The sequence below is a fragment of the Arcicella rosea genome, from assembly GCF_040543805.1.
In the GTDB taxonomy this organism is placed as follows: Bacteria; Bacteroidota; Bacteroidia; order Cytophagales; family Spirosomataceae; genus Arcicella; species Arcicella rosea.
On sequence record NZ_JBEUMS010000012.1, the window covers coordinates 1 to 13,405 of the forward strand.

Consider the following 13,405-nt stretch of genomic DNA (forward strand, 5'->3'; position numbering starts at 1 on the left):
CAAAATTGTCAGGAGTCTCCATAATAAAGTGTGTCTGAGTAAAAGTAAAAAAATAAACTTAAATTTAAACTGACACAGTTCGGTGAACAGACTCAGAACAAGTGAAAGCTACTTTAGTCATTATCAACCAAGGTCAATAAAAGAAGCTTTTCGAAAAAACAACCCAATTCCTGATAATTTTAAAACTTTGAGCGAATTATGGGATTGGCATAAACCATTAATTGAAGCAGAAAAAAGGAAGAAAAATGAAAGCTGACACAAGTGGTTTTACTCATCTCGTTCAAGACTATATCTTGGACGTTTGCTTTAATTCAGTTTCAAACGGAATTAAAGTTTATCACAAGTGACGCTTTGCTTAACACTTGGGCTAGTTATGTCAATATCCTCAGAGCCTGACATCGAACAAAAAAGCGGTCAAAAAACTAATTTTGACCGCTTTTTTTATACTAACTATTATACCCCAAAATACTTTCTGGAGAGTCATAGAAAATTAAATCTCCTGATTTCTTCCCTACTTCTGCCCAAGCCTGATTTTCTATTTTCATCCCAACTACTGCACAAGTTGGCATTGCACCAATATCTGCATGTGTTAAGTACTCTGCAAAATAACTAATACTTGGATTATGCCCCACAATCATCACGTGGTTAAGATTGGCGGGAATGGCATTCACTGCATCTAAATAATGTTTTGGCGAGCTTTCATATAAATCACTCAATACATAAACTTTCTCTTCTGGAATACCCAATTGTTCACAAAGTACTTTTGTTGTCATTTGTGTACGTTCGGCATTTGAAGTAATGATTAAATCAATTGGGCTGATTTTGGTAGATAAATTTCTGCCCATTCTTGCGGTATCAATCATACCACTTGAGGTAAGCGGACGAACAATATCGGGACTTACTGAATCTGAAGCTTTGGCATGGCGAACCAAATATAATGTCTTTGTCATGTTGATTAATTAATGTCTATCTACCTACAACCGTTCCTAATTCTTTGGCGATTTCTTTTTCTATTTGCTTGGCTTCCATAAATAAGCCTAACAAATGCGTTTGTTCATCGGCATCCGAAGTTTTGGCAAGTTTTTGCATCAAATCCTTCATTTGCTGTTCGTTGTATGCTTTTTTCAAGCGTAAAATATTCTGAAAAGCTAAATCTGCCAACTTATCGTCTTCTGTCGGTACAATGATTTCGTGTTTCAACCAAGCTTCCGAAGCTGCATAACGTTCGGTAACTAAATTGATGGCTTCTTGTTGAATAATGGGATTAATGTGTGCAATAAAAAACTTAGTATCTAATACAATTCCCTGAATGAATTTCTCACGACACATCGCTAAAAAATTATCATAAATTGGGGTAGTAAAATTCATGCCATCAATTTCTGATAAAATATATTGCATTAAAGTAACACCTGGGGCAACACCTGGATCTACTTCTTTTACGCCATGACTCACCAATAGTCGCACACATTCTCTTTCTTGCAAAGCAATTCCTGTTGGTGTTACTTTAGTGTTTGGCGGAATATTAGCAGGTGTGTTGGATACTGGAGTACTTGTACTTGGAACAAAATCTGTTGGAAAACCTGAAAATTCATCTTCTTCCGAAAAACTTGGTAAATCATCGAAATTTACATTCGGTTGTGAAGTTGGTTGACTAAGTGTTACGCCAGCAGGTAAATCATTTTGCAATCGCTGACGATTGGCATCTCTTTGACTGTCTTTTTCTCGCTGTTTACTTCTTTCAAAGGCAATTTTGTTACTTTCAGTAATTAAAATTGCTTCATCAATCTGCATTAAACTCGCTGTTTTTTGAAAGAAAACAGACCTTGTGATAGAATCAGGTATTTTAGAAATACTCCCCACCATGTCTTTTATCAACTCAGCTCTTTTGAATGGGTCGCTTCCCGCTTCTTTGAGGAATAATTCTGCTTTGAAAGTAATAAAATCGCTAGCGTTTTTGTGGATATATTCTACAAAAGCATCTGAACCGATTTTCTGAACATAACTATCAGGGTCTTCGCCTTCTGGAAAAACGACTAATTTTACATTCAGCCCTTCTTCCAAAATCATGTCCATTCCTCGCAAAGATGCCTTGATTCCCGCAGGGTCACCATCATACAAAACGGTGATATTTTGCGAGAAACGAGCGATTAATCGAATCTGTTCTATCGTCAAAGAAGTACCCGAAGACGCTACTACGTTTTCGATTCCTGCTTGATGCAAAGAAATAACATCCGTATAACCTTCTACCAAATAACAAACATCCTTGGTTCTGATAGCATTTTTGGCTTGGAAAATACCATAAAGTACATTCGATTTATGATAAACTTCTGTTTCAGGCGAGTTCAAATACTTTGCCTGAGATTTATCATTTTTCAGAATTCTTGCTCCAAAAGCAATTACTTTTCCCGAAACATTATGAATAGGAAATGTTACTCTATTTCTAAAACGGTCGAATGTTTTTTGGTTTTGCTGAGGATTTTCTTGCTCATTTTGCTTCAAAATCGTCAGCCCAGCCTTCACCAAAATATCTAAATTATAGCCATTTTTTAGGGCTTCTTTGGTAAAAGCATCCCAGTTTTCAAGGCTGTAACCTAGTTCGAAAGTACGAATTGTTTTATCTGAAAAACCTCTTTCTTTAAAATAAGGATAAGCAATTGACTGCCCTTCTTCATGTTGAAAAAGGTTATTTTGGTAATAATTCTTGGCGTAATTAAGAGCAATTAATAAGCTTTCACGCTCGTTTTGGGCTAATTGCTGTTCGTCGGAAAGCTGTGTTTCTTGGATTTCGATGCCATACTTTTTGGCTAAATGTCGAAGTGCTTCTCCATATCCCAAGCCTTCAATATCCATGATAAAACGGATAGAATCGCCTGCTTTTCCACAACCAAAACATTTATAAATTCCTTTCGCTGGCGAAACTGAAAAGGAAGGAGACTTTTCGCCATGAAAAGGACAGCAAGCCCAAAGGTTTGCGCCTTTTTTCTTCAAAGAAACATAATCGCCAATTACATCGGCAATATCAGCACTTTGTCGGATTCGTTCTATGGTGGCTTCATCTATTCGCATAATTCAAAATTACATCTTTTTGATTTGAACAAATCATTTTTGATTTAAAATCGTCAAGAATCTGTATTTTTGAAAAATTTCAAATCAACATCAGCAACATGAATTTATCTTGTCAAAAACATCTTTTTAGCCTCGAAGAAGGCACACATTATATCAATTGTGCCACGATGGCACCCAATTTAAAATCGGTAGAAGAAGCTGGCATTCAAGGAATTTTACGCAAATCGCAACCGCAGTATATTACTTCTCAAAGTTTTTTTGAAACGACCGAACCCGTCAAAGAAGCATATTCAACATTGATTAATTGTCCCGAACCCCAACGCATCGTTATTCTTCCCTCATCGTCTTACGGCATGGCGATTGTGGCAAAAAATCTTTATCGAAAACCTAATTTGCAAGCGGGACAAGAAATTGTGATGGTCAGTGAAGAATTCCCTTCAGATGTTTATGCTTGGGAAGAAGTTTGTGCAGATAAAGGTTTGGTCATGAAAGTAGTGTCTCCGCCTGAAGGATTAGAAAATCGTGGAAAAATCTGGAATGGAAGGTTGTTAGAAGCCATCACGACTAATACTTGTTTAGTAGTGGTGTCGCCAACACATTGGGCAGATGGTACTTCGTTTGATACTGAAATTATCGGAAAGCAATGTCGTTCGGTGGGTGCATTACTCGTTTTAGACGGTACGCAAAGTATCGGAGCGATGCCTTTTGATGTACAAAAAGTACAACCAGATGCCATTATCAATCCCGGATACAAATGGCTTTTAGGTCCATATTCGGCAGGAGTGGCATATTTCGGTGCTTATTTTGATGAAGGAACTCCTTTAGAACGCAACTGGATTAATAGAGTAGGTTCAGAAGATTTTAAAAACCTGATAAATTACCAAACTCAGTATAGAAGTATGGCTGACAGATATAATATGGGCGAAAAAAGTAATTTTATCTTAAACCCAATGTTAGCGGCGGCTCTAAGTCAAATCAATACTTGGGGGGTAGATTCTATAAATCAATATTGTGATGAATTGTTGAAAGAACCTTTGAAGCTTTTACAAGAAAAAGGCTATTGGGTAGATGAAAAACCCTACAGAAGTAGTCATTTGGTAGGGATTAGGATTCCGCCAAAAGCTGATTATCTAACCATACAAAAGGCTTTGCAAGAGCGTAAAGTATTTGTTTCGTTCAGAGGCGAAGCCATCCGACTAGCCCCACATGTTTATAACGATGCCAATGATATTGATGTGTTGATGGATGGGTTATTGAAGGGGATTTAAGGGGTGGTTTAAGATTTTAATTAGTTATTGGGCTTGATATAACCAATGATTCGTATCAGAATACCAATTTTGGTTATAAAAGGATAAAATTTTCTTCTTTTAGTAGGAAAATTGATTAAAAAAGAGGAAAATTTTATCCTTTTAGTAGAAATGTTGCTACTTCAAGTAGAAATTTTCCTTCTTTTTTGCGGATAATTGCGGTTTTTAGTGCCAACTTTCCTATTTTAAGTACCAAAGTTCACTCTTTAACTATCAAATGTCCCTCTTTTTTGCGGAATTGTTCGGTTTTTATAAGCATTGTTCCCTTTCACTCATGGCATGACTGACAGAATATTTCCATATTCAAAATAACTCCATGAGTCATGCCATGAGTATTTTAGGGTATTTACTCGACTGACAGAATCTTTCCCTACTCAAAATAACTCAATGAGTCATGTCACGAGTATTTTAGTGTATTTACCCAACTTACAGAACAGGATTATCGGATATAAGTATTAGCTTTAATTTGTTTAAAAACAATCAGCTTTTCATCTTTAATCATCTTCTTCGGTAATGAGAAAAATATTGATTCTCCTCTTCGTTAGTGTTCAGTTATTGGCTCAAAAGCCTGTTGTTCTTCCAAGAAGTACGCCTGAAGCAGAAGGCGTTTCGTCTGAAGCTATCATCAATTTTTTGGAGGCTGCCTCAAAAAGTAAACATGAATTTCATAGTTTCATGATGCTTCGCCACGGGAAGGTCGTGGCTGAATCTTGGTGGAATCCTTATCGTAATGATTTAAAACATACCATGTATTCGGTGAGTAAAAGCTTTACAGCTACGGCGATAGGTTTTGCGGTATCGGAAAAGAAAATTACGGTGGAGGATAAAGTAATTTCGTTTTTTCCTGATGATTTGCCAACACAAGTAAGTCCGTATTTGGCAGAATTGAAGATTAAAGATTTGTTGACGATGAGTGTGGGACATCAAACTGACCCAACTGGTGAAATTGGTGCTAAAAATGAAAACTGGGTGAAGGCATTTTTGCGTACTCCGATTGTGAATAAACCGGGTTCAAAATTTCTGTATAATTCTGCCGCTACTTATATGCTTTCGGCAATTGTGCAGAAAGTAACGGGTCAAAAAGTAATTGATTATTTACAACCAAGATTATTTGAACCTTTGGGAATTACAGGAATCGACTGGGAAGTTGACCCCAAAGGCATTAATACTGGCGGTTGGGGAATCCGTTTGAAAACCGAAGACATGGCGAAATTTGGGCAATTGTTTCTGCAAAAAGGATTGTGGAAAGGCAAACAGATTTTGCCTGCTGCTTGGGTGGAAGAAGCAAGTACCATGAAAATCATGCAAGACCCAAATGCCACACAAGCTAAAAAAGATTCAAGCGATTGGCTACAAGGTTATTGCTATCAGATGTGGCGAAGTAGAAATAATGCTTACAGAGGCGACGGTGCAAATGGTCAATTTATCATTGTATTGCCAGAAAAAGATGTGGTGATTATTGTTACTGCCGAAGCTCCCGATATGCAAGGAGAGTTTAATTTACTTTGGAGATACCTTTTACCAGCGATTAAAGACCAGAAATTGCCCGCTAATCCTGCAATGTTAGCCAAATTGAAAGAGAAATCGACATCTTTAGCCTTACCGATTCCTAATAAAAATGTTAGTTCAGGTATAGAATCAAAGGTTTCTGGCAAAACTTTTGGCATGGTAACGGGCGATAGAAGTTTTGAAAATGTAAAATTCGATTTCAATAATGGTGTTTGTAAAGTAAGTTTCAAAACAGATTCGGCTACGCATCAAATTCCGTTTGGAGCAGGCAAATGGGAATTGTCTGAAACTACCAAATTTGGTCCATATTTAGTAGCTGCCGCCAAAGCCAATAGGGTAGGACTTCCAGCTTTTAAAGTAGCGGGAAGTTATACTTGGAAAGACGAAAATACATTAGCCTTAACACTCCGTTATATCGAAAGTCCACATACAGAAACGATTATTTGCTCTTTTGATGGCGATAATGTTTCGATAGATTTCCAAAGTATTTTTAATATCAATCGTAAAAGAACCATTTCAAAAGGTATTGTATTTACGCCAAAAGCCAATGCACCGAAATTAATCGTCAGAGGTGATGACATGGGTTATGCACATTCGGGGAATGAAGCCTTGATAAAATCGTACAAAGAAGGCATCGAAACTTCGATAGAAGTAATTGTGGCTTCGCCGTGGTTTCCAGAAGCAGTAAAATTACTGGCTGAAAACAAAAGAGTAGATGTTGGTTTGCATTTTGCTATTACGAGTGAATGGGACAATGTAAAATGGCGACCACTCACCGAAGCCAAAAGTTTAAGAAATGCCGATGGATACTTTTATCCGATGCTTTTCCACAACAATAATTATCCAAAACAAGCAGTGCTTGATAATGATTGGAAAATAGAAGACATTGAAAAAGAGTTAAGAGCGCAAATAGAAATGGCATTGAAGTATATTCCAAGACTAAGCCACGTTTCTGGACACATGGGAAGTACTGCTTTTACACAAGAAGTAAAAGATATGGCAAGAAGAGTAGCCAAAGAATACAAATTGACGATGGTGGATGTAGATTCGATGAAAGACCTAAAAGTAGCCTACACAGGTTTTGATTTCAACAATAAAAATACCGAGCAAAGAATAGAAGGATTCATCGGAATGTTGGATAAACTAGAAGACGGCAAAGCGTATGTTTTTGTAGAACATCCTGGTTTAGATAACGAAGAACTCCGTGCAATTTCACATATTGGTTATGAAGATGTAGCACAGGGTCGTCAAGATGTAACGACGATTTTTACCAGTGAAAAAGTAAGAACAGCGATTCTTCAAAAAGGAATTCAATTAGTAAGTTATAAAGAAGTAATAGCAGGAAGTAAATAATTGTTGGAAAAATATTGACCTTTTGCATCAATAAAGCATTGTTTTAAACTAAAATTGTCAATTTTGATGAATTATTGAAAAGGCTAATAGTTTAAAATGAAAAATTTCTTAGCAGGATTATTCTTTGCGATGCTTTGGGCTTCCGCTTCGGCAGCCACCAAAATAGGGCTTTTATCGGCTCAACCCTTTGTAATTGGTACTTGTAGATTTTTCTTGGCGGGCATATTAATGATGGTTTATAGCCATCTCGTCAAGAAAAATCCACTACCAAAAGCTAAAGAATGGAAACAAATTGCGATTTATGGTTTCTTGAATGTTACTGTTTATTTAGGCTGTTTTGTGGTGGCACTCAAATACGTTTCTGCGGGAATCGGCAGTTTGGCTGTAGCGACCAATCCATTAATTATCAGTATTTTGTCTGCTTTTTGGTTAGGTCGTTCAGTAAAACGTACAGAAATATTGGGTTTAGCCTTGGGTATTTTAGGCGTGGCGATTGCTACTTATCCACTTTTTCAACAAAGTTATGCAAATGTTGAAGGGCTACTCATTCTTTCAGCAAGTATGATTGCCTATTCGGTAGGAACAGTTTATTATTCAGCGCAAGAATGGCATTTGCCTTTATTTACCATTAATGCTTGGCAAGTATTGTTAGGTGGGATTTTCTTGTTGCCCATTACTTATTACTTTACCGATTGGTCACAGAATGTTTATGATTTTAATTTTAGCATGTCTGTACTTTGGTTGGCTATTCCAGTATCCATCGGGGCGGTGCAATTGTGGTTATATCTCCTTAAAATAGACCCAGTCAAAGCCTCACTTTGGCTTTTTCTTAATCCTATTTTTGGTTTTATTTATGCGGCTGTTATTTTAAATGAACCCATCAGTAGTTTCACTTATATCGGTACTTCTTTGGTGATTGCGGGTTTATATTTGGCGCAACGAGAAAAACTAAATTCCTAAATACATTAGAATTCCCTGCTATTTTTTGTATTTTGGTATTTATAATCCTTAATACTTTATGATTTTATCTGCCTTAGTGTTTAGAAATTTCCTTAAAATACTCTTTGCTTCTGTTTCCTTATTTGCCTGTAATTTGATAGACAAAACATCAAATTTATTTGAAGATAATTCGTGGAAAGACTTCACTTGCGATACTGCCCAACACGTTAGTGAATTAAAGATTTATACTTTAGCACAGCCATATTACTTAGCCGATACTTTACTGAAACAAGCCTTGAAACCCAGAAATATTTATGTAGCTTTTGCGGATGCTACAGGTAATATTCAAACAATGGCTTTGCAGGCTGACAGAGAGGAGACTTCTCAATTGCTTCAAACAACAGCTTTTCCTACTTTAAATACTTCTTGGCAAGAACAAGCTTACCTTTGGGCTTTGGTCAAACAGCCCAATTATTTATATAATCGTTGGGAAAATTTACTGACAGATGAGCGTAAGATTTTTCTTGAAAAAAGAGATTCTATCGTAGCGATTATGAAAGAAAAACACCGTTCTATTAAAGTAATTTCTGACTTACGTTCTACAAGCCGTCAATTACATTATTTAGGAAAAAAAAGAACAGCGACGCCACTTTCAATGCACAATTTTGGCTTGGCGGCAGATGTAGCCATTTATACACGTCGTAAAAGAATTTCGAATAATCTTGCATTGTATCGTCCACTAGATAGTTTAACCGAAGCTTACGGACTTACTTGGGGCGGGAATTTTGTAGGTTTTATTGATTCTGGACATTTACAATTGTATAAAAATGGAGCAGAATTATTGAGGAAACATCCTGAGTTAGTTTTTGAATTTGAACCTTTCAGACCACAGTATAATGCTTGGATGAATAAAATGATAAGTTTAGGAAAAGAAAGTAAAGCAGAAGATACCAAAGAATTATTGCAGGAATTGAATAAAATTAAACAAGATCAGCCTTGCCAATGTTTGAATATACAAGGTAAAACGCCTTATGCTTTGATGGAAAAAATTCAGGCACAATTGGCAAATTCAGATGATTATCAATACGAGAATGACTTATTATTGGTTGGCGATTTGGCTTCGCAAACGGTGACTTTAGTAAGTGCAAAAAATAAAATTACTTTTCCTTTGGGCTTGTGGAAATAGCAAATGCTTGAATGGGTAGCAATAGCTTTAAATGGCATGGATGGCGGTATCCGATGCCATTTTATAAAGCCATTGATTTTTCAATTTTATTGAAGTCGAGTGGTTTCTCGATGAATGAATCAGCACCAACACTTGAAGCAAGCTCAAACAAATTCCCCATCGCACTAATCATAATAATTTTAGAATTTGGTGAAAGAGATTTAATTTCTTTTACACGGTCAATCCCAAAACCATCAGGTAAGTTATTATCTAAAAATAACCAATTTGGTTTTACTTCCAAAGCCTTTCCAATTCCTTCTTGAAGCGTTAGTGCATAGTATGAATAAATTCCTTTTCTTTTAAGAAAATGTTTTAATAAAAGACAGGTGTCTTTCTCGTCATCGATAATTAAAGCTACATTTTTCATGACATTTGGCAGTCCAAATCGTTTCGTCTTGTCAGCCTTTTAAACAAAATTGTTATAGGGAACAGCATAAGATTTCTGATGAACTCTTTTAGTTACACTTTTTTGAATAGACATTGTTAAAAAATCGTGCCAGAGATTAATTGATTAGGCAGAATTAAAAAGATAAATTCCACAATTTGAGGATACTGTACCTCAAAACTATCCAAAAAAACAAGCACAAGGTTTAGGTATGAAAATTTTGAGATTTAGAGAAGAAATGATGCAATTGAATAGATTTGATAAACTATTCAGCTAAGGTATTAAAGATTCACGCTAAAACAATTTTTATCATGTCAAACAACGCAAAAATTATTATTGGAATTGCTGCCGCCGCAGCGGTAGGTGCAGCAATTGGATTAGTGTTTGCCCCAGAAAAAGGAGCTGATTTGAGAAAAAAAGTAAAGAAAAATGCCAACACTTGGGCTGATGAATTATTGACCCTAATTAAAAAAGGCGAAAATCAAGCTAAAGGTTTAGTAGATGATGCTGAAAACCGAGCAAGAAATTGGAAAAATAAAGCGAAAGATGAATTTGACGAAATCGCAGAGACGGCAACCGGTTCTGTAAAATCAATTCAAAGAGATGTAGCAGCGATATAGTTTTTTAAGCTGACCAAGTAATTAAAGGCTTGGTCAGCTTATCATTTACTCTTTGATTTTCCTAAAAATTTGTTTCTAACTTAATTCTTAAAATGATGGCAGCCTTTGAACAAACAAATGATATTGCTGAAGACATCTTCGAACACGCTAGTGATTATGTTGAGGCTCGCTGGAAGTTAGGAGTATTGAATACCTCATCAAAAGCAGCCAATGGTATTGCAGACCTTGCAACGATTTTACTTTTTATTTTACTTTTTATGATTGTCTTATTATTTATGAGTTTGTCGGTGGCTTGGGTGCTGGGACAATACTTCAACAGTGTGGCATTGGGCTTTTTTGGTGTTGGTGTTTTTTATGTAATAGCAGGAATTTTACTTTGGTTTATCAAAGACGAATATATTAAACTGCCTTTGGTTAATTCTTTTTTAAAGAAATTTTATAGCGAAGATGAAGATAGAAAATATTGAACAGCTAAAAGTCGAAAAGCTAAGGCTTGAAAATGATATTTTAATAGCCAAGGCAAAACTTACTGAAGATATTAAAATGCTTCAGACTGAAATTCAACCCGTTCGACAAATGGTTGATGTTTCTAAAAATCTATTTGTGGAGAGTAACCGCAACAATAGCCTCGTAAATATTGGGCTAGATTTAGGAGTGGATATGCTACTAAGAAATACACTTTTACGCAGTTCATCTTGGTTGGTTCGACTTGCCGTTCCTTTTTTTGCCAAAAATTTACTGAGTAATTATGTTGCCAAAAATAAAGATGAAATGGTGAATCAGTCAGTTGCTTGGTTCAATGAAAAGACTAAGCCCGAAAATACTTTGCAGCTTCCACAAGCCAAAGCAAAGCAAGGCTTGCTGGAAAAATCTTTACTTTGGGTAAAAAAAGTTACCAGCGAAAAGCCTACAGAAATGATTGAGCATTCGGGAAATCAGCCTAAACTAGCCATTACTACATAATAGCAGGTGGAAGTGTTACGATTTCTAACCAAAACTTTGTCATAGTTGACAGAATTTCAGTGAGTTCAGTAAACGAATTAGGTTTTACGATATAAGCGTTCGCACCCGAAGAGTAACATAGATTTACATCTTCTTCCGCTTTTGAAGTCGTCAAAATGATGACTGGAATTTTCTTGAAAAGTGGATTCGCCTTGATTTCCTTCAAGGTTTCTCTGCCATCTTTTTTAGGCATATTCAAATCCAAAATAATGATTGAAGGCTTAGGGAAAGTATATTTATCAGCAAATTGTCCTTCATTTTTTAGATATTCTAGTACTTCAACGCCATTTTCAACAAAATGAATGGGGGTGTTCGAGGTACAATCCTCCAAGGCTGATTTTACCAAAAACTTATCATCATCATCATCATCAGCAATTAAGATATTACATCTTTTATTCATTTTATCAATTTTTAAGCAGTTATCGGGAAATAGACACTGAAAGTGGCTCCTTCGTAGGGATTGCTATCGGCAAAGACAAAACCATTGTGGTTTGTCATCACTCTTCTGCAAATCGCTAAGCCAACACCAGTACCTTGATAGGTATTACGGTTATGTAAACGTTGGAAAATTACGAATATTTTCTCGGAATATTCACCTTCAAAGCCAATTCCGTTGTCCTGTATGGAGATTTTATGGAAAAAACGCTCTTCATGAACACTAGATAGCTGAGGTATCGTATTTCCTTGAACGGTAGAGTATTCGATGATAGTATGTGGGTTTACGCCTTCTTTCGTATATTTCAGAGAATTGCTGATTAAATTCATAAAAAGTTGATTCATCTGAAAATTATAGGCTTTCAATTCTGGAAGCTTTGCAATAGAAAATGTAGCTTTTTTCTGAGTAATGATTTCAGAAAAATCACTCAATACATTATCAATAATTTGGTTGAGATTCACAGAAGTCAAACTATGAGTTTTATGATTTACTAATCTTGAAAAGTTCAGTAAATCATCAATCAATACTTGCATTCTGGCTGCTGAGGTAGAAATCTTATCCAATGTTTCCTTTCCGTCATCGTTCAAAAACATTTTTTGTTTTACTTGCAGTTTATCACAAAATGCCCTGATTTTTCGGAGTGGTTCTTGTAAATCGTGCGAGGCTACATAAGCAAATTGCTCTAGTTCAGAATTTGAACGGTTCAATTCTTCAATTTTACTTTCTAATGCTTGCTGGAATTTAAAACGGTTTTTAAGTTCAGTATAAACTAAGTAAAAAGAAATTAACAAAAGAGCAAAAGAAGCAACAGCCAACATGATTTGATAAATTGGCAAAAGCGATTGCCCATGTATTTTAGAGCGTACTCTGGTTTCAAGAATCGATTTTTCGTTATTTTGAAAGGTAGAAATCCAAATTCTGAGATTATCCATTGCCTTTCTGCCCTGCTCAAATTTATTGATTTCTAAAGGTCTATTATTTTTGATAGTTTCAATGTTATAATCAACATACTTAATTTTCTCATAAACCATTTCTTCAATTTTTGCCAAACTTCTTAACTGTACAGGATTATCCGCCACCAAAATCTTTAGTGTATCCAATCTTGAAAATACTTTTGCTTTCCCTTCTGTATAATGAATTAAATTGCTTTTTTTCCCAGTGATGATATAACCTCTTTGTCCTGTTTCCACATCTTTCATGGAAGAAATAAGTTCTTCGCTTACCCACAAAACCGATTGTGTGTGTTCCACAAGTTGAGTATATTCCGTATTCTGAGCGATTTGTTCGAAAGAAACCCATGATAAACCGCCAAGCATAAAGGCAAAGCCTATAAATGAAGCTATGATGAACTGTAGGGTCTGAGATTTTTGCATCGTTTTAAAATAGCTTGTTAAAGCAACATGTTGATTAAATAGTAATGGAAAATGTTTTAAATTTTAAGCGAGAACACAAGTAATAAGAAGGAATCTTCTTTTTGGCAAATAAGTTAATTTAAAACACTTTCTACAAAGTGTGGATTTTTTTACACAACTTGTACCAAAGTATCGCAATATGTTATTTGTC

12 protein-coding genes are annotated in these 13,405 nt (G+C 35.7%); 7 read left to right on the top strand and 5 right to left on the bottom strand.

The window, feature by feature from the left end:
- Positions 1 to 446: 446 nt before the first annotated feature.
- The gene (locus ABID42_RS15470) at positions 447 to 950 is read right to left on the bottom strand and encodes a SixA phosphatase family protein (protein ID WP_367284431.1); all 504 of its coding nucleotides are present in this window, start codon (positions 948 to 950) and stop codon (positions 447 to 449) included.
- 16 nt (positions 951 to 966) lie between these two features.
- Entirely contained in the window at positions 967 to 3,066 is a 2,100-nt protein-coding gene (gene dnaG, locus ABID42_RS15475) for a DNA primase (protein ID WP_367284432.1), read from the bottom strand.
- A 98-nt stretch (positions 3,067 to 3,164) separates the two neighbouring features.
- Between dnaG and ABID42_RS15480 the strand changes: the two genes are divergently transcribed.
- The 4 genes from ABID42_RS15480 to ABID42_RS15495 all read left to right on the top strand — a co-directional run bounded on the left by ABID42_RS15480 (position 3,165) and on the right by ABID42_RS15495 (position 9,360).
- Positions 3,165 to 4,334 (top strand): aminotransferase class V-fold PLP-dependent enzyme, encoded by a 1,170-nt coding sequence (locus ABID42_RS15480; RefSeq protein ID WP_367284433.1) that lies wholly within the window; start codon positions 3,165 to 3,167, stop codon positions 4,332 to 4,334.
- A gap of 552 nt (positions 4,335 to 4,886) precedes the next feature.
- Entirely contained in the window at positions 4,887 to 7,235 is a 2,349-nt protein-coding gene (locus ABID42_RS15485) for a ChbG/HpnK family deacetylase (RefSeq protein ID WP_367284434.1), read from the top strand.
- A 96-nt stretch (positions 7,236 to 7,331) separates the two neighbouring features.
- Entirely contained in the window at positions 7,332 to 8,195 is an 864-nt protein-coding gene (locus tag ABID42_RS15490; protein ID WP_367284435.1) for a DMT family transporter, read from the top strand.
- Positions 8,196 to 8,253: 58 nt separating this feature from the next.
- On the top strand, positions 8,254 to 9,360 hold the full coding sequence (locus ABID42_RS15495) for a M15 family metallopeptidase (protein ID WP_367284436.1): 1,107 nt from the start codon (positions 8,254 to 8,256) through the stop codon (positions 9,358 to 9,360).
- Positions 9,361 to 9,421: 61 nt separating this feature from the next.
- Here ABID42_RS15495 and ABID42_RS15500 read toward each other — a convergent pair whose 3' ends face one another.
- On the bottom strand, positions 9,422 to 9,766 hold the full coding sequence (locus tag ABID42_RS15500) for a response regulator (RefSeq protein ID WP_323256303.1): 345 nt from the start codon (positions 9,764 to 9,766) through the stop codon (positions 9,422 to 9,424).
- 329 nt (positions 9,767 to 10,095) lie between these two features.
- Here ABID42_RS15500 and ABID42_RS15505 point away from each other — a divergent pair, with 329 nt between their 5' ends.
- The 3 genes from ABID42_RS15505 (at position 10,096) to ABID42_RS15515 (ending at position 11,367) form a co-directional block, all read left to right on the top strand.
- Positions 10,096 to 10,404 carry a YtxH domain-containing protein gene (locus tag ABID42_RS15505; RefSeq protein ID WP_323256301.1) on the top strand — a complete coding sequence of 103 codons (309 nt, stop codon included), beginning with the start codon at positions 10,096 to 10,098 and terminating at the stop codon, positions 10,402 to 10,404.
- A gap of 92 nt (positions 10,405 to 10,496) precedes the next feature.
- On the top strand, positions 10,497 to 10,871 hold the full coding sequence (locus tag ABID42_RS15510; RefSeq protein ID WP_367284437.1) for a hypothetical protein: 375 nt from the start codon (positions 10,497 to 10,499) through the stop codon (positions 10,869 to 10,871).
- Positions 10,852 to 11,367 carry a hypothetical protein gene (locus ABID42_RS15515; protein WP_367284438.1) on the top strand — a complete coding sequence of 172 codons (516 nt, stop codon included), beginning with the start codon at positions 10,852 to 10,854 and terminating at the stop codon, positions 11,365 to 11,367. The genes ABID42_RS15510 and ABID42_RS15515 overlap by 20 nt, the downstream gene beginning before the upstream one ends.
- On the opposite strand, the gene ABID42_RS15520 is transcribed toward ABID42_RS15515, so the two are convergent.
- Positions 11,360 to 11,806 carry a response regulator gene (locus ABID42_RS15520; protein ID WP_367284439.1) on the bottom strand — a complete coding sequence of 149 codons (447 nt, stop codon included), beginning with the start codon at positions 11,804 to 11,806 and terminating at the stop codon, positions 11,360 to 11,362. The genes ABID42_RS15515 and ABID42_RS15520 overlap by 8 nt on opposite strands.
- 11 nt (positions 11,807 to 11,817) lie before the next feature.
- Entirely contained in the window at positions 11,818 to 13,215 is a 1,398-nt protein-coding gene (locus ABID42_RS15525) for a sensor histidine kinase (protein WP_367284440.1), read from the bottom strand.
- Positions 13,216 to 13,405: the final 190 nt, after the last annotated feature.

Excerpts from the sequence above, each read along its gene's own strand:
- ABID42_RS15470 (WP_367284431.1), bottom strand. The coding sequence starts at position 950 with ATGACAAAGACATTATATTTGGTTCGCCATGCCAAAGCTTCAGATTCA.
- dnaG (WP_367284432.1), bottom strand. The coding sequence starts at position 3,066 with ATGCGAATAGATGAAGCCACCATAGAACGAATCCGACAAAGTGCTGAT.
- ABID42_RS15480 (WP_367284433.1), top strand. The coding sequence starts at position 3,165 with ATGAATTTATCTTGTCAAAAACATCTTTTTAGCCTCGAAGAAGGCACA.
- ABID42_RS15485 (WP_367284434.1), top strand. The coding sequence starts at position 4,887 with ATGAGAAAAATATTGATTCTCCTCTTCGTTAGTGTTCAGTTATTGGCT.
- ABID42_RS15490 (WP_367284435.1), top strand. The coding sequence starts at position 7,332 with ATGAAAAATTTCTTAGCAGGATTATTCTTTGCGATGCTTTGGGCTTCC.
- ABID42_RS15495 (WP_367284436.1), top strand. The coding sequence starts at position 8,254 with ATGATTTTATCTGCCTTAGTGTTTAGAAATTTCCTTAAAATACTCTTT.
- ABID42_RS15500 (WP_323256303.1), bottom strand. The coding sequence starts at position 9,766 with ATGAAAAATGTAGCTTTAATTATCGATGACGAGAAAGACACCTGTCTT.
- ABID42_RS15505 (WP_323256301.1), top strand. The coding sequence starts at position 10,096 with ATGTCAAACAACGCAAAAATTATTATTGGAATTGCTGCCGCCGCAGCG.
- ABID42_RS15510 (WP_367284437.1), top strand. The coding sequence starts at position 10,497 with ATGATGGCAGCCTTTGAACAAACAAATGATATTGCTGAAGACATCTTC.
- ABID42_RS15515 (WP_367284438.1), top strand. The coding sequence starts at position 10,852 with ATGAAGATAGAAAATATTGAACAGCTAAAAGTCGAAAAGCTAAGGCTT.
- ABID42_RS15520 (WP_367284439.1), bottom strand. The coding sequence starts at position 11,806 with ATGAATAAAAGATGTAATATCTTAATTGCTGATGATGATGATGATGAT.
- ABID42_RS15525 (WP_367284440.1), bottom strand. The coding sequence starts at position 13,215 with ATGCAAAAATCTCAGACCCTACAGTTCATCATAGCTTCATTTATAGGC.